Raw genomic sequence first — 24,255 nt, forward strand, 5'->3', positions numbered from 1 at the left:
AGCCCGCTCCCACAGGGATCGGGTTTACACAGCGAGCTACGTTGGATGAACACGGTCAATGTGGGAGCGGGCTTGCCCGCGAATGCAGTCTGTCCGTTTGCACCTTTGGCACTGACCCACCGCTTTCGCGAGCAAGCCCGCTCCCACAGAAATTGGGTTCACACAGCAAGCTATGTTGGATGAACACGGCCAATGTGGGATTGGGTTTACACAGCAAGCTATGTTGGATGAACACGGTCAATGTGGGAGCGGGCTTGCTCGCGAATGCAGTCTTTCAGTTTGCACATGTGGCACTGACCCAACGCCATCGCGGGCAAGCCCGCTCCCACAGGGATTGGGTTTACACGGCAAGCCGCGTTGGATGAACACGGTCAATGTGGGAGCGGGCTTGCCCGCGAATGCAGTCTGTGAGTTTGCACCTTTGGCACTGACCCACCGCCATCGCGGGCAAGCCCGCTCCCACAGGGGATCAGTGTTTCCAGGCCTCTGGATTGACCAGGTTTTTCGGGCGTTCGCCCGACAGCGCCGCCAGTAGGTTGTCCACCGCACACTTGGCCATCGCCTCGCGGGTTTCATGGGTCGCCGAGCCGATGTGCGGCGTGGCCACCACGTTGTTCAAACGCAACAGGGGCGAATCGTGGTTCAACGGCTCACGCTCGAACACGTCCAGGCCCGCTGCCCGAATCGTGCGTTGCTGCAGCGCCTGAACCAGTGCCGCCTCGTCCACTACTTTGCCGCGCGAGATGTTGATAAAGATTGTCTCCGGGCCCATCAGCGCGAACTCTTTAGTGCCTATCAGCTTTTCGGTTTCGGCGGTCAGAGGCAAAGTCAGGCAGACAAAGTCAGCTTCCTTGAGCAAATCGATCAGGCTGCGGTACTGCGCGCCGAAGCGTTCTTCCACCAACGGCTTGGGCGAGTGGCTGTGGTAGATCACCGGCATGCCAAACCCAAAATGCCCGCGTTGGGCCAGGGCTTCGCCGATGCGGCCCATACCGATGATGCCGAGGGTTTTGCCATGCACGTCGGTGCCGAAATGGGACGGGCCGATGTTCTTGCTCCATTGGCCGGCACGCACCATGTCGGCCAGCTCCACCACCCGGCGCGCGGTGGCCAGGATCAGCGCAAAACCGGTATCGGCGGTGGTTTCGGTGAGCACGTCCGGCGTGTTGCTGAGCAGGACGCCGCGCTGGGTCAGGTAGTCGATGTCGTAGTTGTCGACCCCCACCGAGACGCTGGCCACCGCTTCAAGGTGTGGCGCCAGGTCGAGCAGCTTGGCGTCCAGGCGCAGGCTGGCACCCAGCAGCCCCTGGGCGCGGGGCAAGGCCTCGCGCAGCTTGGCCAGGCCAGGTTCGTCGAGGGCTTCGATCAGCGTGACGTCGGCCTGCTCGTGCAGGCGGGCCATCAAGGGCGCAGAGAGTTTCTTGTATAAAACGACAGACTTTTTCATCGGGTTTTCACCTTCAATCCAAGGGTCGGCATCGGCGCGCGTTCACGGTCGCTGGCGCCGGGCTTGAGGAAAATCGTCAGCACCACCGACAGCATCAGCGCACCGCTCATCAGCAGGTACGAAGCGCCGGGCGAACCGGTGGTGCTGTTGAGGTAACCCACCAGGTACGAACCGCCGAACGAGCCCAGCGCGCCCATGCTGTTGATCAGCGCCATGGCGCCGCCGGCGACGTTGACCGGCAGGATCTCCGGCACGATGGCAAAAAACGGCCCGTAAGGCGCATACATGCACGCGCCGGCGATGACCAGCAGGCTGTAGGACCACCAGAAGTGTTCGGCGCCCAGTGCGTAGGAGGCGTAGAACGCAATGGAGGCAATCAGCAGGGGTGGCCACACAAAACGTTTACGTTTTTGCAGTTTGTCCGAGCCCCAGGACACCGCGAGCATGCCGATCACCGCCGCCAGGTAAGGCAACGCCGACAGCCAGCCGGCTTCGACCATGTCCATTTGCAGGCCGGCCTTGAGGATCGACGGCAGCCACAGCACAAAGCCGTAAACGCCGATGCTCCAGCAGAAAAACTGCAGGGCCAGGATGATCACTTTGGGCGAGCGGAAGGCCTCGGCGTAGTTCTTCACCGCCTTGATCCCGACTTGTTCGGCGGCCAGCGCACTTTCGAGGTCTTTTTTGTGCTGCTCACTCAGCCACTTGGCGTCGGCGGGTTTTTCATCCGCCAGCTTCCACCAGATAAACGCCCAGATCACCGCCGGTATGCCTTCGATGATAAACATCCAGCGCCAGCTGAAATGCTGCACCAGGTAGCCCGACACCACTGACATCCACAGCATGGTCACCGGGTTGCCGAGGATCAGGAAGGTGTTGGCGCGCGAGCGTTCGGCACGCGTGAACCAGTGGCACAGGTACACCAGCATCGCGGGCATCACGGCGGCTTCGACCACCCCGAGCATGAAGCGAATGGCGATCAGCATGTAGGCGTTGGACACCACGCCGGTCAGGGTGGCAAGGCCGCCCCAGAGGATCAGGCTGACAAAAATCAGCTTTTTAACGCTGCGCTTTTGCGCGTAGATCGCCCCCGGCACCTGGAAGAAAAAGTAGCCGAGGAAGAACAGCGCGCCCAGCAGCGAGGACATGCCGGGGGTGATCATCAGGTCTTCGGCCATCCCGGAGGCGGCGGCGAAGCCGTAGTTGGCGCGGTCCAGGTACGCCAGGCTGTAGGTGATAAACACGATAGGCATGATGTACCACCAGCGGCGGGTGGCGAGTTTCAAGGTATCCATGGAGTTGCTCCTGAGCTTGTTGTAGTTGTGGCAACAGGGTGTACGTCATGCAACGGATCGAGTGGGTAACTCCGAACGAGCGGGCAAGCCTTCCATGTCGCCGCGGCTCTGCACGGCGCGGCTGCCGATCCAGTTACCGCGCTGTACCGCTTCGGGGAAGCTGAGGTTTTCCAGCAGTGCGCTGATCATGCCGACGGCAAAACCATCGCCGGCGCCGACGGTGTCGACGACTTTTTCCACCGGCACGGCGGCAACGAAGCCCTGGTCCATCTGGGTGCGGTAATAGGCGCCGTCCGGCCCAAGCTTGATGGCCACGGCCTCGGCGCCCTGGTCGAGGTAGAACGCGGCGATGTCGGCCGGGTCTTCGAAGCCTGTGAGCAAGCGACCTTCGCTCAAACCCGGCAAGACCCAATCGGCCATGGCGGCAAGGGCGTTGATTTCGGCGATCATCTGCGCCTGGCTGGCCCATAACGATGGGCGCAGGTTCGGGTCGAACGACACGCTGTGCCCGGCTTTGCGCATCTGCGTCATCAGCTCGCGGGACAGCTCACGGGTGGCCTCGGACAACGCCGGCGGAATGCCGGTGGCGTGCAGGTGACGCGCTTGCAGCAGCGTGGGGCTGATGGCGGCGATGGACAGGTGGCTGGCTGCCGAGCCTTTGCGAAAGTACTCCACTTGAGGGTCTGCGCCGGCTTCTTCGCGGGACTTGAACTGAAAACCGGTGGGGTGCAAGGGATCGACCGCCACATGCTGGCAATCCAGGCCTTCCTTTTTCAGGGTGTCGACCACAAAACGCCCAAGGGAATCATTCCCCACCCGGCTCAGCCAGGCCACATTGAACCCCAGGCGCGACAGGCCAATGGCGACATTGCTGTCGGCGCCGGCAATGCGTTTGTGGAACTGCGCCACCTGGGCCAGATCGCCGGTCTGCTCGGCGACAAACATCGCCATGGTTTCACCAAACGACAGGATATCGATCTCAGACATGGGCATTCTCCGCACGGGGTTGGCCAAGGATGGCGAGGGCGGCGACCTGTTGCGCGGTGACCTCGGTCAGGTCATCGCCTTGCAACGGGAATTCCACGGCCCGGGTAATACCTTGAGTCATATGCTTGAGCAGTTGTTCCCACAGATGCAGGTCGGTGGCGCCGGGCGGCAGGGCCACCAGCTTGCCGTCCTGGCGCCGGGCCACGGCCTTGCAGTGCAGGTAATCCACGTGACGACCGAGCAAACGCGCCGCGGTGAGGGCGGACTGGTCTTGCCATTGCCAGTTGCCGATGTCGAACGTCATCTTGACGGGCAGGCCCAGGCGCTCGACCTCGGTGAAGAACCGCTGCATCGGCTCGATCCGTCCGCCGTGCAGGGTCTGGTCGTTTTCCACCAGCAGTTTGACCGGGTGTCGGTTGAGCAGGGCGTGCAGGCTTTGCAGGTCGTTGGTGTCGGTGAAGTAGCCGAGGGAGACTTTCAGCCAGCGCGCGCCGAATGCCTGGGCGCGGTCCAGGGTGTCATTGAGCTCGGCGTTGGGCTGGGCGCGGCCTGCGACCCACAGTTCCAGCGGCGAGGAGTACACCGACTCCAGGCCATGCGCGGCGGCAGCCTGGGCGAGTGTGGCCGGGTGCTCGGTGGTCAGCAGTTCTTCACGCCATTCGATGCGTTGGGCGCCGGCAGCGCTCAGTACGTCGACAAAACTCAGTTGGCCCTGTTGGCGAACACGCTCGGCGCCGTAGCTGGAAAGGCTGATGGAGACGGGGTATTTGTGCATTGTTGTTTACCTCTGAAACCGGTTTCATTTTTATACGCAAAACAAATGTGGGAGCGGGCTTGCCTGCGATGGCGGTGTGTCAGGCGATTACGGCTTCGCCTGGTAAACCGTCGCCGCAGGCAAGCCAGCGCCCACAAGGGATTGTGTGGAACCACGGATGATTAATTCCGGCAAAAAATCCAGGGTGCGCGTCGGCGCATCATCGCCGCGCAGGCGCTTGAGCAAGCAGTCAAAGGCACTGGCGCCAATCGCTTCAGTAGGCTGGGCGAGGGCGGTAATGCCATTGCCCACCAGCGGGTACCAGTCCAGATCATCCAGGGCGATCAGGCCGACATCCTCGAATAGCCGGCAGCCTGAGGCCTTGAGCGCACGGGTACAGGCCAGCGCGGCGATGCCGTTGGCGCAGAACAGCGCTTTCGGGCCGGGCGTGGCAAGGAAGGCCTGCAGGCGGCTTTGCAGCGCGTCGTCCAGCTCCAGCACCGCGCCGGTCAGCCCCGGGCGGCTGGCGATCTCGGCCTTGAAACTGGCCTGGCGCTCCAGGCGTGAGCTGGTGCCATCGGCGGCTTCGCTGACCAGCAACACGTCGCGATAACCCTGCTGTTGCAAGTGTTCGACGGCGATGCGTACCGCTGCGGCGTTGTTTAGCCCCACCAGGTCGCTGTGCAGTGGCTCGACCTTGCGGTCCACCAGCACCAGCGGCATTTCCTGCTGCAGTTCCAGCAGTTGGTCAAGGTGATGGCCGAGGGTGTTCACGATCAGCCCTTCGATGTTGTACGAGCGCAGTGCGGCCAGGTGCTGACGCTCCTGCTCGTCATCGCGGTCGGTGTTGCACACCACCAGGCTGTAGCCGTGCTTGCGGCAGGCGGTTTCGACGCCATGCATCACGGCAATGGAATAGGGGTTGCGGATATCGGCCACCAGCATGCCGATCAAGCGTGTGCGCCCACGTTTCAAGCCACGGGCCATCTGGTTGGGGCGGTAGCCAAGCTCGCTGATGGCCTGTTCGATACGCAGCGCAATGGCGTCGGAGAGCAGGGCGCGGTCATCACCGATAAAGCGCGACACACTGGCTTTGGACACGCCGGCGCGCTCGGCAACATCAAGCATGGTCACGCGGCTGCGCTGGGCGGCGGAAAATGGAGTCACGATATCGGGCCTTTCTTATTGGAATTAGCCGTTTCAGTGCCTGAGAGAAGCTCTGAAACCGGTTTCATAAAATGCCAGGTGGCGCCTTTCGTCAAGGAATATTTAGAAATAGGCGCGTGCACAGCGCTGAAAAAAAACGACGAGTGGATGGGCCTACCTGTTAGTTCTGACAGTATCCGTGTGCAGGCTTTAGGCGTTTAATTTTTCCATGGCAGGCACGAAGGCATTGCTCTCGTGACTCGCCATGCTGAAACTTTTCCTGAGGCCGGAACATGTCGACTATCCGAAAGCCCTACACGCGTTCCCGGCTTTTAACCAGGCAGGCCGTCATAGGCGACGGCTTGGATCCCGCTACGGTCCCAGGTGTTATGACCGCCGATGGCAGAGGGGTCGTGCCACTGCAACTGTTGCTCAGCCCGTTGAAGGTGCGTATTCCCGCGTGGGAGCCGATGCCAACGCCCGCCATCCCGGGTGACCCGGCTGACCCGGTGCATACGTGTGAACTTTGGTGGGAGAGCGATGATGGCATCAGGCTTCTCGACCGGTTTCTGATCGGGCCGCCACCACCGGACATCCCGGCTTTTTTCGAGCGTGAAATCAGCATGCTCAACCTGCGCAGCCGCAGTCGAGTCGCGCGCGTTTACTACACCGTTCGCAATGTCGGCGGGCAGAGCACCAGTTTGCCAGTGACGATCACAATCGACCTGGAACCGCCAAAATTGATCGCGCCGACAGACATGGCACGCTTTGTCGTACCGCCAGAGCCGGCGATCAACGCGCAGTATCTGACAGACCATCAGCCCACGGCGTTTTACATTCCGGTCTACAACGTCGCGGCGCCCAACGACCGTATTGAATTCTTTTTATCCAATTCGCCTGCGCCTCCGTTGAAGCTGGCGGACGGCGGCTCGCTGGTAAATTTCAGCACCACGCCACCCACGGCAACCTTGAACTCGGATGCGTTTCGCGACCTGAACAATGGCCCCGGGTACCTGTTCTATCGGATCTATGACGAGGCCGGTAATTTCAGCACGTTGAGCAGCGGGCTGCCCTTTGTGCTGTCCCTGGGGCTGCCAGCCCCGAGCATTCGTCCGCCGATCTACAACGACGAGTTGATCAAGCGCAATGACGCTCGCGTCGATGAAGGCGGCGGCGTGTTTGTGCGCATAGACAGCTACCCGGGATGGTCCGCAGCTGCCCGGCATGAAGTGATTGTGTATTGGGATGACCGACCCACCACGCGCCGGTTGGTGTCGCAACTGCCGTTCGACGTGGACATCCCCTGGACGGTTCTGCGGGGGCCGAGTCCGGTGCTGGCGGCGCAGACCGTACCGGTACGCTACGAAATCTATGGCCTCAACCCTGTGCCGACGTCGTCCAAGTCTCTTTCCGTCAATGTGAACCTGACGATCGCCGGCCAGGATCACCCCAATGCACCGGCATTGCTGAACCCGACGTTGGCGCCGGTGGAAATTGTGGGCCGCACCGGCACCAACACGCTGGTTGATGCAGACCGAGGTTACCCGGTTCGCGTGCGAGTGCGGCTGTTTGATACGCCCCGTGTGGGCGACTCGCTGAGCCTGTACTGGAACGGGGCAGGCCCGGTGGCCACCTATGCTGTGGGCGCCGCTGATAGTGCCGGTAGCTGGGTGTTTTTCAGCGATGTGCCGTGGTCCGTGATCAGCGGCGCCACTGCCGCGGTGTACGCGGTGCATTACACCACCACCAACGGCGTTAACGAGCAACGCTCCCCCGTTACCAATGTGAATACCCAGCTTGTCCCACTGCCTGCACCGCTTATACAACACACGCTGACCAATGGTTACTTGACCTGCAGTTCGCAAACCAACCCGGTTAACGGGGTGCCGTGGTCAATGTTGAAAGATGGCGTGCGTTGGTTAATAACACCCAACCCCGCGCTACGGGTGGGCGACATGCTCAAGTTCGTGTGGCAAGGCTTCAATGAGAATAACTGGAGCACTATAAATACAAGCGTTGTAGTCAGTCGGTCACTGTTATGGGAGCCCGCACATACAGTGGCCGGCGCAATCATTGTTCTGAATTCGTTCGACACGACGCTATTGCCGGTGCGCAAGTACGGATCGGCAACCGGCAGTTATGAAGTCTGGCGTGACGGTGTGAAAGTTGGCGAGTCACTCCCGGGACGAGTCAGAGTTGATTTGACTTACGGTACAGGTCGTTATTGTTCTGCAAATGGAATTGTGTCGGGTTGAATCATCGATGTGTGTCAGGTGTACACAAGGTATTTGGTTTTGCAGTAAAGCTTCGTGGTTGAAAAACAAGATTTATTCAATTGGCGAAGAGCATTATTAGTCTTAGCCGTTTAACTGTCCGGAGCAAGATAATGGAACTTACAAATAGACAAATCATAGATGCTTTTGTACCCAGGGCGCCCTCCGATTACACACCCGAAAGATTTCAACTGGGCGTGTTTGCTGACCAAGTGATCGGATACACGGGGTTGCTGACGCGTGCGGCTTCAAAAGGACAGTCCACCAATTTGAATATTCCCCTGTGGGACGGCGCCAGTACCGACCCCGCGGCGATGGATGTATTAACGGTCGAGATTGCTCCGTACCTGGATCTGAGTGGTTTGGATGTCGATGCCGAAGATGCCTATTTCGGCTCCAGCAGCACCCGGTTTCAACGCCGACTGACCAGTCAACCCGATCCAGTGCCGGTGGCAATACCGCAAGCCTATCGTCCCCCGGGTGTGTATTTGGTCAGGTATCGGGTGCTCATTGCCGACTCGGGCGTCGATAACTTTTCAGTCCCGCAGCTGCTGGTCGTCGATGAGACGTCGCCCTATGACCGTCCCCGCATCAACCCGCCGGAACCCTCGTTGCCGGTGGGCCTGGTCGGGCCTCTGGACCTCGCCTATATTCAGAGTCAGCCAAACCAGACGGCGCTGTTACCGATTCCCTACGACGCGCAAAACGGCCTGTCCGATGGCGATTACATCGAAATGTTTTTCGGCTCTTCGGATAAGCCTTACGCATTTGCGCCGCCTAACCCGGAAACAAAGTTCCGGGTTGATCCGGCCGTGCCCCTGACTCTTCCGTTGCCGGCAAGTGTTGTGGCGGCTGAACGCCGGGGCAACTTCAGTCTGCGCTATCGCCTGTTCGACGTGGCCGGCAACCCGTCCGAGCTCTCGTACAGCCTGGATTTGGCGGACCTGGCACAGGCGCCATTGCCCACCGAATTTTCTGCGCCAACTGTTGTACTGGCAGTGCCCGGTGACGGCTTGATTGATCGGGCTGATGTATTGTCCGGAGGCGGCGTACGAGTGCTGGTTCCCAGCTACACGAATGCGCTGCGCCCCACGGATGAAATCGTCGTCGCGCTGAGCTCAACGTTCGCCTCAATCCAGGTCACGGTGCCGCTGGGCACCACTGCATTCCCGGTGCCGGCTCTGTTCACTGCGGCCAATATGGATACGCTGTACGGGCCTCAAACACCCGGCAAGAACCGGGTGCCGGTGACGGCTTCGTACGTCGTGCGTCGCGGCGCCATCACCCATCCGACGCCGCCGTTGGAAACACCGTTCGATCTGGACCTGTCTATCGTGGGGCCTGTTGGGCCGGTGATCGTCGGGCCTGGCAACTTGAATCCCAACCTGTTGCCCGTGGTGGTCCAAGCAATGCGCGTCGGGGGCACATTCGGGCCTGACAACCATTTGGAGGTTGATGACGTAAATCTGGCGGCAAGGGCTCGAATTCCATTGTGGACGACGCCTGCATTGCCGGCCGCATCACTGCCGTTCACGGTGACCTTGAATTATGGTGGCCGTCTGCAAGCGCAGAATATCGTGACCCTGCCTGCCAGTGGGTTCGTGGATTTCACCATTCCCTTCAGTGATATCAGAGCGTTGGGCGGCCCTACGCAGTTGGCGTCTTACACCATCACGTCGGCGGCCAGTGCAAACCCAAGTGTGTCGGTCAATACAACGGTGATCGTCGACTCTGTCATCTTGCGAATGGAAGCACCGAGAGTCCTTAATAATACCGGTACGCTGAACTGCGATACGCTGAGGCCGATTAACAGCGGCAGACTCATCATCCATATTCCAGGCTCGGATTATTTGAGCGCGGGTCAACTTATAAACGTGACGTTCGTCGGGTTCCAGAATAATACCCAGACACCCCCGTCCGTGGTCACGGAATCTAGAACGTTTACAGTGCCCGATGCTACGGCTGCCAATATTGGGTGGGACCTTACATTCGACGTAAGTTCCACGGTCTTGTTTAACCCGATCAACGCCAACCGGTCATTGTTGACCCAAGGTTCGGCAACGGTAACCTTTGATACTCAATATCTGGGGCAAACAGTGCCTTCGCTTCCCGCCAATTATCGGGTGCGGGGTTTCCGTCCGGGCACGGGAAGTTCCAACTATTGCGCCGGCGGCGTTGTGCCTGCTTAGGTTAAAACATTGGGGTAGTTACCAGAGAGGGGCAGAACCCTCTTTGGTATTCCTGGCTTTATATTGAATTTTTTAAAGGCGTAGAGGGCGCCACCACCCCACAGCAGCTGCTGATTTTTATCTGATTGGTTGGGAGAAATCCTACAGATTTTAAGCGAGTGCTAGTCAATCATGGCGCCGCTTAATGGGCTGGGTCCCACGAGATTTAGAACCCGCCCTATCGTTTCGTGCAGGAACTAGAGGTCCATTATATGTCGGCAATATTTAACTTCAAACCAACACCCTTGAGCCTTGCGCTGTCAGCCCAGGCCGTCACGTTAATGTTCCTGGTTGCCCCCACTGCGCAAGCGCAAACCCAAGTCATTTTGCCCAATACGTCGATATCGGCCGCTACGCCGCTTGATAACTATGTACTGTCTGGCGGATCAAGCCTGATTGCGCACGGTGCGACGACCCGGCAGATTCAAATGGTTAACGCAGGTTTGACCCTGGAGCCGGGCAGCAAAACGTTAGATATTGAAGCCCGACTGCAATCGAAAGTGGTCGTTGATAACTCCCAGGTGACGGCGCGCCCCACGATCACCCAGGCCATTTCGGTCGCGGGTAACAGCAGTGCCTTAATCACCAATAACAGTACGGTCACCAACGCCACGGGTTGGGGTGTGAGTGTCACCCGCACGACAGGCGGCACGGATGGCTCATCCCTCACGGTCAAAGACAGCAGTGTTATCGGTGCTACCCGCGGTATTTCGGCCGCCGGCTACGGCACGGTGAACCTGGACAATGCCCGCGTCGACGCTACGGCTGCGACAGGTATAGGTTTGGTACTGCTTAATGCCGACGCCGTGGCGCGCAATAACAGCCGTATTACTGGCGGGGTGAACGGGGTCAATATGCGCATGGAGGGGGACCTGACGCGGACCAACTCCTTGATCCTGGATAATTCCGTGGTCCAGGGCAAAAGCGGTTCAGCCATCCTGGTCAATCCGCCGCTTACCAACAGCACCAAGGCTGATATCCAGGTTCTTAACGGTTCGAACCTGCTCAGCGGTAATGGCGTGCTGCTTCAAGTGGACAATAACTCCAGCGCCAACCTGTTCGTCGACAACAGCCAGTTGATCGGCGACGTGGTCATTGGCGCGGGCAGCACGGGCATGGTGCAACTCAACAACAATGCCTCGCTGACCGGCCAGTTGCGCAATGTCGAGCAACTCGACGTCAACAGCAACGCCCAATGGGTGCTGGTGGGTGACAGCCAGGTCAATACCCTGAAAATGGGCGGCGGCAACGTAGTCTTTGGCGCCCCGGGCCAATTCTTTCAACTGAACACCCATAACCTGACCGGTAACGGCACGTTTAAAATGCACACCAACTTCAACACCGGCGAGACCGACCTGTTGAATGTCAATGGCAACGCCGAAGGTAATCACCAACTGTTGATTGGCGCCAGTGGCTCGGAGTTGGCCACCGGTGAGGCCATCAAAGTGGTACACACCGAAAGCGGCGGCGCGAGGTTCGGGCTGGTGGGCGATACCGTCGATGTCGGCGCTTTCGAATATGGGCTCAAGCAGGAAGGGACCGATTGGTATCTGGATACCGAGAAAAAGGGCACCAGTACCAGCGCTAAGGCGGTGCTGGCATTGGCCAACGCTGCACCTGCGGTACTGGTGGGTGAGTCGAGCATATTGCGCACCCGCATGGGTGAAGTCCGCTTTGGCCAAGGCAAGAGCCAGGGCCTGTGGATGCGCGGCTACGGCAACAAGATTGACGTGGCGGCCAACAGCAACGGCGTGGGCTACTCACAGAACCAGACCGGCCTGACCATCGGTGCCGACACGGCGCTGGATGCGGGTGACGGCCAGTGGACGCTCGGTGTCATGGGCGGTTACAGCAACTCAACCCTGGGCCTGAGCCGTGGCAGCAGCGGTATGGTCAACAGTTACTACCTGGGTACCTATGCAACCTGGCTGGATGAAGAAAGCGGCGTGTACGTGGATCTGGTGGGCAAGGTCAACAAACTCAAAGGCCAAAGCCAGGTCAACATGAGCGACGGCCAACGTGCCAAAGGCAGATACACGCAAGACGCGGTTAGCGCATCTGCCGAGGTGGGCAAAAACATCAAGCTCGACGATGAGGGCCTGTATGTTGAACCGTTTGCCCAGTTGTCCGTCGCCGCCATTGGTGGCGCCAACTACACCATGGACAACGGCCTGAAGGCAAAGAGCGATCGTGCCACGTCAGCCATCGGCAAGGTGGGTGTCACCCTGGGCAAAAATGTCCAACTGGACAGCGGCAGCATTCTGCAGCCGTATCTGCGGACGGCGGCAGCGCGTGACTTCAGCCCGGACAACCGGGTGTACATCAACGATCAGAGGTTTAATAACAACCTCTCGGGCGCGAGCGTCGAGGTAGCGGGCGGCATGGCTGTTTCGTTGTCGAAAAACCTTAGCCTGCATGCCGAAGTCAGTCACAGCAAAGGCAAGGCATACGACATGCCTTGGGGCGCAACGGCAGGTTTGCAGTACGCCTTCTAAAGTACATGTGCACGAAATAGGGGAAGCCTCGGCTTCCCCTTTTTTTTGCCCGTCTGATCAGCACGCTGGGCCTAACTGAACAACCCTGCGGCAATGTTGATCGAAAAACCCAGAATCGCCGTATTGAACAGAAAACCGATCAACGACTGGCCCAGCACCACTTTGCGCAGACCGCGCGTGGCCACGCCCACATCGGCTGTTTGCACCGCCACGCCGATGGTGAACGAGAAGTACAGGAAGTCCCAGTAGTTGGGGTTGCGCAACCCTTCGGCAAAACGCAACGCCGGCTCCTCGCCCTCCCAGGTGTAGAAAAGGCGTGCGTAGTGCACGCTGAAAATCACCCCGGTCAGCAACCATGAGCCGACCACTGTCATGCCGGTAAAGCCGTAATGCAGCAGGCGCGCCGTGCTGTCGAGGTCTTTGCTGCCCACCAGGTTCACCGTGATGGTCGCAAGGCTGGCAATCGCCGCGATGCACACCATGAACAGCACCAGCCCGGCGTTTTCGTCTTCGATCTCGGCGATGCGTTTTACGTCGTCGGCGCGAGCACGGGTCGCCAGCCACAGCATCAGCAACAGGTAGGTCCAGACGCCGGCGTTCCAGCCGATGAGGATTTTGCTGATCAGCGTATCGGCAGGCGCCAGAATGCCCACGGCAAGACCGAGTACGGCGGCGGACGAAAGGCGAGGGTGGGTGCGGGCGAGGAAGGCCATAGGTGCTCACGACAAGAGAGGTTGTGAGCACCATAGCGCATTTTCGGACGGGTTATGGACGCTTGCGCACCCACTTCATGACGACCACAAAGAACACCGGCACAAACACCACTGCCAGTGTTGCGGTGATCATCCCGCCGATCACCCCGGTGCCAATGGCTTGCTGGCTGGCGGAGCTGGCGCCGGTGGCAATCGCCAGCGGCACCACGCCGAGGATAAACGCCAGCGACGTCATGATGATCGGCCGCAGGCGCAGGCGCGCGGCTTTCAAGGTGGCGTCGATCAGGTCCTCGCCTTGCTCATACAAATCCTTGGCAAATTCGATGATCAGGATCGCGTTCTTTGCCGACAAGCCGATGATGGTGATCAAGCCGACCTTGAAAAACACATCGTTAGGCATGCCGCGCAAACTCACCGCCAATACCGCGCCGAGCACGCCCAGCGGCACCACCAGCAACACCGAGGTCGGGATCGACCAACTTTCATACAGCGCCGCCAGGCACAGGAACACGATCAGCAGCGACAGGCCCAACAGCAACGGCGCCTGGGAACCGGACAGACGCTCCTGCAGCGACAAACCGGTCCATTCCTGGCCCAGCCCTGCGGGCAATTGGCTGACCAGGCGCTGGATTTCTTCCATGGCCTCACCCGTGCTGTGCCCTGGCGCCGCTTCGCCGCTGATGGCGATGGCGGGGTAGCCGTTGTAGCGGGTCAGCTGCGCAGGGCCCTGGGTCCATTTGGCTTCGACAAATGCCGATAACGGCACCATCTTGCCGGCGTTGTTGCGCACATTGATCTTCAACAAATCCGCCACCTGGCTGCGCTGATCGCCTTCGGCCTGCACCACCACCCGTTGCATACGGCCCTGGTTGGGGAAGTCGTTGATGTAGGCCGAGCCGATGGCTGAAGACAACACATTACCGACGTCAGCAAAGGAAACCCCCAGTGCATTGGCCTGCTTGCGGTCTACTTCCAACTGCACTTGTGGCGCCTCGGCCAGGGCGCTTTCACGCACATTGGCCAGGATCGGGTTTTTCTCGGCGGCCGCCAGCAGCTCAGTACGCGCCGCCATCAAGGCGGCATGGCCGACACCGCCACGGTCCTGCAACCGGAACTCGAAACCGCTCGAGGTGCCCAGGCCGTCTACCGGCGGCGGCAGGATCGCATAGGCAATCGCATCCTTGAGCTCGCTGAACGCGGCGTTGGCGCGGTCGGCAATTGCCGCCGCCGAATCGTCGCTGCTGCGTTTGGACCAGTCCTTGAGCGTGGTAAATGCCAGCGCCGCGTTCTGCCCGGAGCCAGAGAAACTGAAGCCCATGATCATGGTGGTATCGCCCACCCCTGGCTCCTGGGCGTTATGCGCCTCGATCTGCTCGGCTACCTGCACCGTGCGGTTCTTGCTCGCGCCCGGTGGCAGCTGGATATCGGTGATGGTGTAACCCTGATCTTCCACCGGCAGGAACGAGGAGGGCAGGCGGCTGAACATCCAGCCCAGGCCCACCAGCAGCACCAGATAGATCAGCAGGTAACGACCACTGCGTTTGAGGGCGTAGGCCACCCAGCCTTCATAACGGTCGGTGAGGCGTTCAAAACGCGTGTTGAACCAACCAAAGAAACCGCCCTTGGCGTGGTGCTCGCCCTTGGCAATCGGCTTGAGCAAGGTGGCGCACAGGGCGGGGGTCAGGGTCAAAGCCAGGAACGCCGAGAACAGAATCGAGGTGGCCATCGACAGCGAAAACTGCTGGTAAATCACGCCCACCGAGCCCGGCATAAAGGCCATCGGCAGGAACACCGCGACCAGCACCAAAGTGATGCCGACGATGGCTCCGGTGATCTGGCCCATGGCTTTACGCGTGGCCTCCTTGGGCGACAGGCCCTCGGTGGCCATGATGCGCTCGACGTTTTCGACCACCACAATCGCATCGTCCACCAGAATGCCGATGGCCAACACCATGCCGAACATGGTCAGCACGTTGATCGAAAACCCCAGCAACAGCATGGTCGCGAAAGTGCCCATCAGCGCGATCGGCACCACCAGCGTCGGGATCAGCGTGTAGCGCACGTTCTGCAGGAACAGGAACATCACCGCAAACACCAGCGCCATGGCTTCGAGCAAGGTGTAAATCACTTTAGTGATCGAGACTTTGACGAAGGGCGAGGTGTCGTACGGAATCTTGTACTCCACATTGGCCGGGAAGTAGCGCGACAGCTCATCCATCTTCGCCCGCACCAACGTCGCGGTGTTCAGCGCGTTGGCGCCCGGCGACAGCTGCACACTGACAGCGGTGGACGGCTTGCCGTTCAGGCGTGTGGAAAACTGATATTCCTGGCTGCCGATTTCCACCCGCGCCACATCGCCGATGCGCACGGTGGAGCCGTCCGGGTTGGCCTTGAGCACGATGTCGGCGAACTCCGCCGGCGTCGACAGCTGGCCTTTGACCAGAATGGCGGCGGTGATTTCCTGGGTGTGAGTGCCCGGCAAATCACCGATGCTGCCCGCCGAGACCTGCGCGTTCTGCGCGCTGATCGCGGCGTTGACGTCGGCCGGCGTAAGGTTGAAGCCAATCAGTTTCTGCGGGTCGATCCAGATACGCATCGCACGCTCTGCGCCATACAGCTGCGCTTTCCCCACGCCCTCGATGCGCTTGAGCTCGTTCATCACGTTGCGCGCCAGGTAATCGCTGAGCGCGACGTCATCGAGCTTGCCGTCGCTGGAGGTCAATGTCACCAGCAGCAGGAAACCGGCAGAGACTTTCTCCACCTGCAGGCCTTGTTGGGTCACGGCTTGCGGCAGGCGCGGCTCTACCGCCTTCAGACGGTTTTGCACATCGACCTGGGCCATTTCCGGGTCGGTGCCCGGCTGGAACGTCGCGGTGATAGTCGCCGAGCCCAGGCTGCTCTGGGATTCGAAATACAGCAGGTGATCGGCACCGTTGAGTTCCTGCTCGATCAGGCTGACCACGCTTTCGTCCAGGGTCTGGGCCGAGGCGCCCGGGTACACCGCATAGATTTCCACCTTCGGCGGCGCGACGTTGGGGTACTGGGCCACCGGCAACTGCGGAATGGCGAGCGCGCCGGCCAGCAGGATAAACAGGGCGACCACCCAGGCGAAGATCGGGCGGTCAATGAAGAACTGCGGCATTGTCAGGTATTCCTTTGCTTAGCGGACCGAGGCCTGGGCATTCGGCGCGGGGCTGTCGTCCACTTCGACTTTTTCACCGGGGCGTGCGTGTTGCAGGCCCTCGACGATGATGCGGTCACCGGGTTTGAGGCCGTTGCTGACGATCCAGCGATCCTCGATCACCGCGCCCAGCTCCACCGGTTGCTGGCTGACGACCTGTTCGGCGTCCAGTAAGAGCACCATCGGGATGCCGGCGCTGTCACGGGTAATGGCGCGTTGCGGCACGCTGATGCCCTGTTTGTCCACTGCCTGTTCCAGGCGCACGCGTACAAAGCTGCCGGGCAACAGGTCGAGGTCCGGGTTGGGGAATTCGCTGCGCAGGATGATCTGCCCGGTGCCGGGGTCGACGCTGATTTCGGCAAACAGCAATTTGCCCGGCAGCGGGTACAGGCTGCCGTCGTCCTCGATCAGCGTGGCCTTGGCCTGGTCCTGGCCGACCTGCTTCAAGCTGCCGGCACGGAAGGCCCGGCGCAGGTCGTTCAACTCGCGGGTGGACTGGGTCAGGTCGGCGTGGATCGGGTCCAGTTGCTGGATGATCGCCATCGGCGTGGCTTCGTTTTGCCCGACCAGCGCGCCCTCGGTGACCAGCGCGCGGCCGATGCGCCCGGAGATCGGCGCGGTCACGGTGGCGTAGCCCAGGTTGAGTTTGGCGCGCTCGACGGCGGCTTTGTTGGCGGCGACTTCGGCATTGGTCTGGCGCACGGCGGCGCGGGCATTGTCGTAATCCTGGCCGCTGATGGCGTTGCCTTCGACCAACTGGCTGTAGCGCTGCTCCTGCAGACGCGCCTGGAAAGCGTTGGCCTGCGCCTTGCTCAGGTTGGCCTGGGCGCTGTCCAGGTCGGCTTTGAACGGGGCGGGGTCGATGCGAAACAGCACGTCGCCCTGTTTCACGTCGTGACCTTCCTTGAACACGCGCTGCATGACCACACCGGCCACCCGTGCGCGCACTTCGGCAATACGCGGCGCGGCGATCCGCCCGCTCAGTTCACTGCTGATCGAGAGAGGCTTGGCTTGCAGGGTCTCGATGCGGACTTTGGCCAGCGGCATTGGCGGCGCCTCGTCCGCCGACTGGCCACACGCGCTCAGGGCGAGCGCCAGGGCCAGCAGGCAAAACGGCGCAAACAGATTCTTCGACATGCTCATATCCCAATATTGACTGGCGCATCCTAAAGACACCTGCGCCGTGGTGCTGTGAAGCTGTGTAGCTCGTCTGTGAAGAAATGTAAGGCGCGACCCATAGTCGCCTGAGGGCGTATATCCTTGCACAATCCTGCAAACAGCAAAGATCAAATGTGGGAGGGGGCTTGCCCCCGATGGCGGTGGATCAGCCAATCAATCTAGCCACTGAACCACCGCTTTCGCGAGCAAACCCGCTCCCACATTGGGTTTCTGTACACCTGATGAACTGCATTATTTGGAAACACCATGCCCAACATCCTCCTGGTGGAAGACGACGCCGCACTCTCCGAGCTGATTGCCAGCTACCTAGAGCGCAATGGCTACCATGTCAGTGTGCTCAGCCGTGGCGACCACGTACGCGAACGCGCGCGCCTCAACCCGCCGGACCTGGTGATCCTCGACCTGATGTTGCCCGGCCTCGATGGCCTGCAGGTGTGCCGCTTGCTGCGCGCAGACTCGGCGGGCTTGCCGATCCTGATGCTGACTGCGCGCGACGACAGTCACGACCAGGTGCTGGGCCTGGAAATGGGCGCCGACGACTATGTCACCAAACCGTGCGAGCCACGCGTGCTGCTCGCCCGTGTGCGCACTTTGCTGCGCCGCAGCAGCCTGTCCGAACCTCAGATGGCCAACGACCAGATCGTCATGGGCAACCTGTGCATCGACCTGTCGGAGCGCACCGTGACCTGGCGCGAGCAGGCCGTCGAACTGTCCAGCGGTGAATACAACCTGCTGGTGGTGCTGGCCCGGCACGCCGGTGAAGTGCTCAGCCGCGACCAGATCCTGCAGCGCTTGCGCGGTATTGAGTTCAACGGCACCGACCGCTCGGTGGACGTGGCCATCTCCAAGCTGCGCCGCAAGTTCGACGATCACGCGGGCGAGGCGCGCAAGATCAAGACCGTGTGGGGCAAGGGCTACCTGTTCAGCCGTTCCGAGTGGGAATGCTGATCCATGTTTCGTGTCCTGCTGCGCCTCTACCTGATCACCATCATCACCTTCAGTGCGGCAATCTTTCTGATTCCGCGGTTGGTGATCCAGCTGTTTGAACACCGCTACATGGACTACAACGTCGAGCAGACCCGTGGCCTGCAGACGCTCATCGTCAAACAATACCTGCGCGCGCCGGTCGAGCGCTGGTCCCAGGTGACCGAGCAATTGGGCCGCGACTTCGCGCCGCTGAAAGTCAAACTGCTGTTGCGCCAGGACGCCAGCTACACGCCCGCAGAAGAAAAGCTGCTGGAGCAGGGCAAGCCGGTGATCCGCCTTGGCGAATGGGGCTGGATGGAAGAAATCAGTTCGCCGGTCAACCAGCAGTTTGCGGTCAAGCTGACGATTCCCCCCGACCCGATGGACATGAACTTGCTGTACTGGTCGATGAACGTGCTGATCGGCGCCGCGCTGCTGGCTTGCCTGCTGTTTTGGCTGCGCCCGCACTGGCGTGACCTGGAGCGCCTGAAAAGCACCGCCGCACAACTGGGCAAAGGCAACCTGGGCGAGCGCACGCATATTCCGCCCAGTTCCAACATTGGCAGCCTGGCATCGGTGTTCGACACCATGGCCGACGATATCGAGCGCCTGCTCAATCAGCAGCGCGACCTGCTCAATGCGGTCTCCCATGAACTGCGCACGCCGCTGACCCGCCTGGATTTCGGCCTGGCGCTGGCGTTGTCCGAAGACTTGCCCCATGCCAGTCGCGAGCGCCTGCAAAGCCTGGTGGCGCACATTCGTGAGCTGGACGAGCTGGTGCTGGAATTGCTGTCGTACAGCCGCCTGCAAAACCCGGCGCAACTGCCGGAGCGAGTGGACGTGGTGCTCGACGAGTTTGTCGACAGCGTGCTGGGCAGCGTCGATGACGAATTGGAAAACCCCGAGATTGTCATCGACGTGGCGCTCGATTGCGCGGTGGAGCGCTTCCGCCTCGACCCGCGTCTCACCGCCCGCGCGCTGCAAAACTTGTTGCGCAATGCCACGCGCTATTGCGACAGGCGCATCCAGGTGGGCGTCAAGGTGTGTGCCAAAGGCTGTGAAATCTGCGTGGATGACGATGGCATCGGCATCCCGGTAGACCAGCGCGAGCGGATCTTCGAACCCTTCTACCGCCTGGACCGCAGCCGCGACCGCGCCACGGGTGGCTTCGGCCTCGGCCTGGCCATCAGCCGGCGTGCGATGGAAGCCCAGGGCGGCACGTTGACGGCCCAGGCATCACCCTTGGGCGGGGCACGGTTTCGCCTGTGGTTGCCCAGCGTCAGCTGATCAGAGCACCTTTACGGCGCGGCCGATCGCCTGGATCGGCCCGGTGGGTTTACCGGTCGGCGAGCCATTCGGGTCTTCCAGGGTCAACTCGAACAATTGGTTGGGCGCCAGTGGCGGCAGTTTGTCCAGCGGCACCGACAGTGTTTGCCCTGGCTTGACCAACCCCAGCGACACCGGGCCTTGCCAGCCATCCGCCTTGGTCCAGAATTGCAGCGCCTTGTCGGCAGGTACTTGCATCACACCCAATGGAATCAACTGGATCTGCTGAGTATTGCTGGCCTGGATCACCCACCCCGGAGCCTGGCTTTGCGGCGCCACCAACACCACCACAAAGGTGGGTTCAGCAGTGGGCGGGCGGGTCAGCAGCAGCGTCGCCAGGACCAACGTCGCCACCAGCCCCGCGCCGGCCAAACCACGCCAGAGCGCCAGCAGGTTCCACCACGGTGTTTGGCGATCGGTGCGGGTGTCGGCAGGCGTGACGGTGCGCTCGATGCGCCGCCACAGCTGGGCAGAAGGGGGCACCGGTTCGGCCAATGCGGTCAGCGGCAAGAGGCGCTGCTCCCATGCATCCACCGCCGCGCGCAACGCGGCATCCTCGGATAAGCGCTGCTCAACCTCGGTGCGTTGCGCGGCGGGCAGGGTGCCCAGCACGTATTCGCCAGCCAGTTCGTCCAGAGGGTTGCTCATGCCATGCACTCCCGCAGCGCAGCGAGGCTGCGTTTGATCCAGGCTTTGACGGTCCCCAGCGGGGTGTCCAGTTTCTGTGCGATTTGGCTGTGGGAATAGCCGTCGACATAGGCATGCAGGATGCACGCGCGACGGGCCGGATCGAGCTGCTCCAGGCAAGCGTGGACCTGCCCCGAGCGCGAAGCGAATTCAAAGGTGTCGGGTGTGGCGATGTGCTCGTGCGCGTCGCCCAGGGGTAATTCCCGGTAGTGATTGCGCACGGCATTGAGCGCCAGGTGCCGGGTCACGCTGAACACCCAGCCGCGCGCCGCGCCACGGTTGGGGTCGAAACTGCCGGCGCCACGCCAGATCTTGATAAACGCGTCATGCACGATGTCTTCGGCCAGGGACTTGTCCCTGGCAATGCGAAAGGCCACGCCGAGCAAACGGCTGCTGTCCTGCTCATAGAGCTGGCGCAAGGCACGTTGATCCCCACGGGCGCAGGCCAGCAGACAGGCTTCGTAATCAAAATCGGCGTCAGGCAAGGCCACGTGTGTCCACCACTGTCATAACAATCGCCACCGCACTGCAGGGCGCCGGCGTGCCGGCGAAAAAGGGCACGGGCGCAGCGTATAACCCAGGTGCCCTGCGTCATCGTTGACGACCCTCGCCGGCAAGCCGGCCCTTACAAGGGCAGCGTAGCTGAGTTTGTTCTCAGTTGGCCGCCCAGAAGATGTAGTCGGCCTGGTACTTCACCACTGCCTGCGTGCCTTTGTTGGCAGCGCTGCACTCGGTGCTCGGCGCCACGCCACCTTTGAGGGCCACGCGCTGGATATAACTCACACCGCTCATTGCGCCTTTGCCTTCGGCCGGGTTGGCCTTGACCAGTTGATACGGCAGGTTGCCAGCACCGGAGGGCGCCACGGCCAACTGCGTGCCGGTGACTTTCGAACCGTCCTGGGCTTGCCATGTAGCGGGTGGGCCGAAATAGGTGCCCACTGGCTTGCCGCTGCGGTCATTCAACACCGCCTTGGGGCCGACAAACGTCCACTCGGTCTGGCCCGCGGCGTTAGCTTTGTCGCGGCATTCGTAGGTGATTTCGCCGACGCCTGTGGTCTCCAGCGCCACCTTGTGCCCATCCGGCACCTTGATGCTGTCGGGCAAGCCGGTCTGGGCGAAAACCGTTGGCGCAGCGGCCAGCAGGGCGGTCAGGCAGAACAGTGCTTTAGCGTTCATGGGTGGTTCTCCATTGAGTAAAACAGCGGGGTCACTGTAAGCACTACCCAGGCCGCGCTCGATTGGATGCAGTGATTAGAAAATAAATGCGCAAGGGCGCACACTGTGCCCCCGTTTTACCCGAGGAGAGATTGGCAATGACTGGTGTTCACACGTCTGCTCAACAAGGTTTCTCTACCCAGGCCGTCACTTACGCCCAAGGCCGGCCCGACTATCCGCGACAACTCACCGGCTGGCTCACTGATGCGCTGCACATCGATGCGCAATCGACGGTAATCGACCTGGGCGCCGGTACCGGCAAGTTCACCCGTTTGCTCACCACCCTGGCGCCCACGCTGGTGGCGGTCGAACCGGTCGAAGCGATGGGCGCGCAGCTCAATAAACTGTTGCCCGATGTGCGCCTGGTCAATGGCACGGCCGAATCCATTCCCCTGGAAACCGCCGTCGCCGATGCGGTGGTCTGTGCGCAGGCGTTCCATTGGTTTTCTACCGAAGCCGCGCTGGCAGAAATCCACCGCGTGCTCAAACCCGATGGGCGCCTGGGGTTGGTGTGGAATGTGCGCGATGAATCGGTGGATTGGGTCGCCGCCATCACCGACATCATCACCCCCTATGAAGGCGACACGCCGCGCTTTCATTCAGGCCGCTGGCGCGAAGCCTTCACCGGCGAATATTTTTCTGCGCCCCACATGACCTGCTTTGCCTATCAGCATGTCGGCAGCCCTGGGGAGGTGATCATGGATCGCTTCCTGTCGGTGAGCTTTATCGCGGCGCTGCCCGCCGCCGAAAAGGCCAGCGTGACTGCGCAATTGCAGGCGCTGATCGACACGCATCCTGCCTTGCGGGGGCGTGACACCGTGGCTTTTCCGTATCAGACGCAAGCTTACGTCTGTCATCGGCTGACACAAAAGGCATAAAGTCAGATCATATTGATATAAGTCGTTATAAGAAAAATCGCTATCCTGCGGCCAGAAATTTATAAGGCCGCGGGTAGCTGTATGGATGTGGGTAATTTTGGTTTTGTCATCGCTGGCCTGGTGGTTGGTTTTATTGTTGGCATGACCGGTGTCGGTGGGGGGTCTTTGATGACCCCGATCCTGTTGTGGTTCGGCATCAACCCGGCGACCGCCGTGGGCACTGACTTGTTGTACGCGGCCATCACCAAGTCAGGTGGCGTGCTGGTGCACAGCAAGAACAGGAATATCGACTGGACCATCACCGGTTGGCTGACCTTGGGCAGTGTGCCTGCGGTGCTGCTGACCCTGTGGTTCCTTGCCAGTTTGCATACCGATCCCAGCGCCATGAACGCGGTGATCAAGCAGGCGCTTGGTGGGGTGTTGCTGCTGACGGCGCTGGCGATTCTGTTCAAGAAAAGCCTGCTGGCTTTTGCGCAGCGTCATGCGGGTGACGACTATCACATGAGCCCGCGCAATTTGAACGTGTTGACGGTGGTGACCGGTGCGATCCTTGGCACCATGGTTGCTCTGACGTCCATCGGGGCGGGTGCGCTTGGTACCGTGGCGCTGTTTATTCTGTACCCGTTTCTGGCGACGCGTCGGTTGGTGGGTACCGAGATTGCTCATGCCGTGCCGCTGACATTGGTCGCCGGGCTGGGGCACGCGAGCATGGGTAATATGGATTGGCATTTGCTGGGCCTTTTGCTGATGGGGTCGTTGCCGGGGATTTACCTGGGGAGTCACATGACCGGTAAGGTTCCTGATGGTGTGTTGCGGCCTTGTCTGGCGGTTATGTTGATGACTATTGGCTATAAGTTGGCGTTCTGATGTTTTCGGGGGTTTGGGTGGGTGGGTACATATCCGTTGCTGCGGTCATGGCGGCTGGCGGTTCCGCTCTTACAGCGGGTCACTTTTGGCAAACGCCCCAAAAGTAACCAAAAGGTCTTTGCCCCACCACTCGGTGCCTCGCCTAGGCTCGGCATGCCCTCACTCCGGCTTGAATCCGTGGGCCGCCGCGACGGGCCATCCATGGCCCAACGCGGCTAACCCGGCGTCCTGCCGGGTTACCCACGGATTCAAGCCTGCGTTCGGCCAGCGTGGTTGACGGGGCCTGTCAGATCAAAGTCAAAAGCAAGATCAAGAGCAGAGCACGGCGGCCTAGTAGCCGACCTGAGTGGTTGAAGCAAAAGCAGGGCAACAGCACAGCAGCACATCTCTATCTGATGCACTGCGATCCAAATGTGGGAGCGGGCTTGCTCGCGAAGGCGGTGTGTCAGCTACACATGAGTTGACTGACCAACCGCCTTCGCGAGCAAGCCCGCTCCCACAATTTGACCGAGTGCAGCCGCCAGCACTGCAGTACTTGGATTTTCTGTGGGAGCTGGCTTGCCTGCGATGCAGACAACTCGGTCTATCAGGCACAACCAGTAGATGCCATCGCAGGCA

The 24,255-nt window shown here is 60.8% G+C and carries 18 protein-coding genes; 7 read left to right on the plus strand and 11 right to left on the minus strand.

Translation table 11 applies throughout. The features are described from left to right. Nucleotides 1-469: 469 nt before the first annotated feature. The 5 genes from AACV02_RS21355 to AACV02_RS21375 all read right to left on the minus strand — a co-directional run bounded on the left by AACV02_RS21355 (nucleotide 470) and on the right by AACV02_RS21375 (nucleotide 5,650). The gene (locus AACV02_RS21355; protein WP_119741856.1) at nucleotides 470-1,447 is read right to left on the minus strand and encodes an NAD(P)-dependent oxidoreductase; all 978 of its coding nucleotides are present in this window, start codon (nucleotides 1,445-1,447) and stop codon (nucleotides 470-472) included. After that, complete coding sequence (locus AACV02_RS21360; protein ID WP_119741858.1) at nucleotides 1,444-2,742, minus strand: MFS transporter; 1,299 nt, start codon at nucleotides 2,740-2,742, stop codon at nucleotides 1,444-1,446. The genes AACV02_RS21355 and AACV02_RS21360 overlap by 4 nt, the downstream gene beginning before the upstream one ends. A 45-nt stretch (nucleotides 2,743-2,787) precedes the next feature. Beyond that, nucleotides 2,788-3,729, minus strand: a complete 942-nt coding sequence (locus tag AACV02_RS21365) for a sugar kinase (protein ID WP_119741860.1) — start codon at nucleotides 3,727-3,729, stop codon at nucleotides 2,788-2,790. Further along, entirely contained in the window at nucleotides 3,722-4,504 is a 783-nt protein-coding gene (locus tag AACV02_RS21370) for a sugar phosphate isomerase/epimerase family protein (RefSeq protein WP_106577858.1), read from the minus strand. Before AACV02_RS21370 ends, AACV02_RS21365 begins: the two co-directional genes overlap by 8 nt. Nucleotides 4,505-4,591: 87 nt before the next feature. Next, nucleotides 4,592-5,650, minus strand: coding sequence for a LacI family DNA-binding transcriptional regulator (locus AACV02_RS21375; protein WP_119741862.1), 1,059 nt, complete (start codon nucleotides 5,648-5,650; stop codon nucleotides 4,592-4,594). Nucleotides 5,651-6,018: 368 nt separating this feature from the next. Between AACV02_RS21375 and AACV02_RS21380 the strand changes: the two genes are divergently transcribed. From AACV02_RS21380 to AACV02_RS21390, 3 genes are all read left to right on the plus strand, one after another. Then, nucleotides 6,019-7,884 carry a hypothetical protein gene (locus AACV02_RS21380; protein WP_256680538.1) on the plus strand — a complete coding sequence of 622 codons (1,866 nt, stop codon included), beginning with the start codon at nucleotides 6,019-6,021 and terminating at the stop codon, nucleotides 7,882-7,884. A 131-nt stretch (nucleotides 7,885-8,015) separates the two neighbouring features. Then, a complete protein-coding gene (locus AACV02_RS21385) occupies nucleotides 8,016-10,091 on the plus strand; it encodes a hypothetical protein (protein ID WP_256680540.1) in 2,076 nt (691 codons plus the stop codon). A gap of 251 nt (nucleotides 10,092-10,342) precedes the next feature. Next, the gene (locus tag AACV02_RS21390; RefSeq protein WP_256680541.1) at nucleotides 10,343-12,625 is read left to right on the plus strand and encodes an autotransporter outer membrane beta-barrel domain-containing protein; all 2,283 of its coding nucleotides are present in this window, start codon (nucleotides 10,343-10,345) and stop codon (nucleotides 12,623-12,625) included. Between the two features lie 71 nt (nucleotides 12,626-12,696). On the opposite strand, the gene AACV02_RS21395 is transcribed toward AACV02_RS21390, so the two are convergent. The 3 genes from AACV02_RS21395 to AACV02_RS21405 are packed head-to-tail and all read right to left on the minus strand — an operon-like array spanning nucleotide 12,697 to nucleotide 17,656. Beyond that, nucleotides 12,697-13,338 carry a DUF1345 domain-containing protein gene (locus AACV02_RS21395; protein WP_106577860.1) on the minus strand — a complete coding sequence of 214 codons (642 nt, stop codon included), beginning with the start codon at nucleotides 13,336-13,338 and terminating at the stop codon, nucleotides 12,697-12,699. Between the two features lie 52 nt (nucleotides 13,339-13,390). After that, complete coding sequence (locus tag AACV02_RS21400) at nucleotides 13,391-16,480, minus strand: efflux RND transporter permease subunit (RefSeq protein ID WP_119741864.1); 3,090 nt, start codon at nucleotides 16,478-16,480, stop codon at nucleotides 13,391-13,393. 18 nt (nucleotides 16,481-16,498) lie between these two features. Further along, entirely contained in the window at nucleotides 16,499-17,656 is a 1,158-nt protein-coding gene (locus AACV02_RS21405) for an efflux RND transporter periplasmic adaptor subunit (protein ID WP_119742809.1), read from the minus strand. Between the two features lie 288 nt (nucleotides 17,657-17,944). Here AACV02_RS21405 and AACV02_RS21410 point away from each other — a divergent pair, with 288 nt between their 5' ends. Both AACV02_RS21410 and AACV02_RS21415 read left to right on the plus strand, forming a co-directional pair. Continuing rightward, complete coding sequence (locus AACV02_RS21410) at nucleotides 17,945-18,646, plus strand: response regulator transcription factor (RefSeq protein WP_106577862.1); 702 nt, start codon at nucleotides 17,945-17,947, stop codon at nucleotides 18,644-18,646. Nucleotides 18,647-18,649: 3 nt separating this feature from the next. Continuing rightward, complete coding sequence (locus AACV02_RS21415; protein ID WP_106577863.1) at nucleotides 18,650-19,951, plus strand: ATP-binding protein; 1,302 nt, start codon at nucleotides 18,650-18,652, stop codon at nucleotides 19,949-19,951. Here the strand turns inward: AACV02_RS21415 and AACV02_RS21420 are convergent, their stop codons facing one another. From AACV02_RS21420 to AACV02_RS21430, 3 genes are all read right to left on the minus strand, one after another. Next, complete coding sequence (locus AACV02_RS21420; RefSeq protein ID WP_119741866.1) at nucleotides 19,952-20,638, minus strand: anti-sigma factor; 687 nt, start codon at nucleotides 20,636-20,638, stop codon at nucleotides 19,952-19,954. After that, nucleotides 20,635-21,162: a sigma-70 family RNA polymerase sigma factor gene (locus AACV02_RS21425; RefSeq protein ID WP_106578152.1), complete on the minus strand. Its 528-nt coding sequence runs from the start codon at nucleotides 21,160-21,162 to the stop codon at nucleotides 20,635-20,637. Before AACV02_RS21425 ends, AACV02_RS21420 begins: the two co-directional genes overlap by 4 nt. Nucleotides 21,163-21,331: 169 nt before the next feature. Further along, nucleotides 21,332-21,853: a DUF3455 domain-containing protein gene (locus AACV02_RS21430; RefSeq protein WP_119741868.1), complete on the minus strand. Its 522-nt coding sequence runs from the start codon at nucleotides 21,851-21,853 to the stop codon at nucleotides 21,332-21,334. A 137-nt stretch (nucleotides 21,854-21,990) separates the two neighbouring features. Here AACV02_RS21430 and AACV02_RS21435 point away from each other — a divergent pair, with 137 nt between their 5' ends. Continuing rightward, nucleotides 21,991-22,770, plus strand: coding sequence for a class I SAM-dependent methyltransferase (locus AACV02_RS21435; RefSeq protein ID WP_119741870.1), 780 nt, complete (start codon nucleotides 21,991-21,993; stop codon nucleotides 22,768-22,770). 81 nt (nucleotides 22,771-22,851) lie between these two features. Next, nucleotides 22,852-23,637, plus strand: a complete 786-nt coding sequence (locus tag AACV02_RS21440; protein WP_106577867.1) for a sulfite exporter TauE/SafE family protein — start codon at nucleotides 22,852-22,854, stop codon at nucleotides 23,635-23,637. The last annotated feature ends 618 nt before the right edge of the window (nucleotides 23,638-24,255 follow it).

Source organism: Pseudomonas sp. Larv2_ips, from assembly GCF_963879675.1.
Classification (GTDB): domain Bacteria; phylum Pseudomonadota; class Gammaproteobacteria; order Pseudomonadales; family Pseudomonadaceae; genus Aquipseudomonas.

Excerpts from the sequence above, each read along its gene's own strand:
- AACV02_RS21355 (WP_119741856.1), bottom strand. The coding sequence starts at position 1,447 with ATGAAAAAGTCTGTCGTTTTATACAAGAAACTCTCTGCGCCCTTGATG.
- AACV02_RS21360 (WP_119741858.1), bottom strand. The coding sequence starts at position 2,742 with ATGGATACCTTGAAACTCGCCACCCGCCGCTGGTGGTACATCATGCCT.
- AACV02_RS21365 (WP_119741860.1), bottom strand. The coding sequence starts at position 3,729 with ATGTCTGAGATCGATATCCTGTCGTTTGGTGAAACCATGGCGATGTTT.
- AACV02_RS21370 (WP_106577858.1), bottom strand. The coding sequence starts at position 4,504 with ATGCACAAATACCCCGTCTCCATCAGCCTTTCCAGCTACGGCGCCGAG.
- AACV02_RS21380 (WP_256680538.1), top strand. The coding sequence starts at position 6,019 with ATGACCGCCGATGGCAGAGGGGTCGTGCCACTGCAACTGTTGCTCAGC.
- AACV02_RS21385 (WP_256680540.1), top strand. The coding sequence starts at position 8,016 with ATGGAACTTACAAATAGACAAATCATAGATGCTTTTGTACCCAGGGCG.
- AACV02_RS21390 (WP_256680541.1), top strand. The coding sequence starts at position 10,343 with ATGTCGGCAATATTTAACTTCAAACCAACACCCTTGAGCCTTGCGCTG.
- AACV02_RS21395 (WP_106577860.1), bottom strand. The coding sequence starts at position 13,338 with ATGGCCTTCCTCGCCCGCACCCACCCTCGCCTTTCGTCCGCCGCCGTA.
- AACV02_RS21400 (WP_119741864.1), bottom strand. The coding sequence starts at position 16,480 with ATGCCGCAGTTCTTCATTGACCGCCCGATCTTCGCCTGGGTGGTCGCC.
- AACV02_RS21405 (WP_119742809.1), bottom strand. The coding sequence starts at position 17,656 with ATGTCGAAGAATCTGTTTGCGCCGTTTTGCCTGCTGGCCCTGGCGCTC.
- AACV02_RS21410 (WP_106577862.1), top strand. The coding sequence starts at position 17,945 with ATGCCCAACATCCTCCTGGTGGAAGACGACGCCGCACTCTCCGAGCTG.
- AACV02_RS21415 (WP_106577863.1), top strand. The coding sequence starts at position 18,650 with ATGTTTCGTGTCCTGCTGCGCCTCTACCTGATCACCATCATCACCTTC.
- AACV02_RS21420 (WP_119741866.1), bottom strand. The coding sequence starts at position 20,638 with ATGAGCAACCCTCTGGACGAACTGGCTGGCGAATACGTGCTGGGCACC.
- AACV02_RS21430 (WP_119741868.1), bottom strand. The coding sequence starts at position 21,853 with ATGAACGCTAAAGCACTGTTCTGCCTGACCGCCCTGCTGGCCGCTGCG.
- AACV02_RS21435 (WP_119741870.1), top strand. The coding sequence starts at position 21,991 with ATGACTGGTGTTCACACGTCTGCTCAACAAGGTTTCTCTACCCAGGCC.
- AACV02_RS21440 (WP_106577867.1), top strand. The coding sequence starts at position 22,852 with ATGGATGTGGGTAATTTTGGTTTTGTCATCGCTGGCCTGGTGGTTGGT.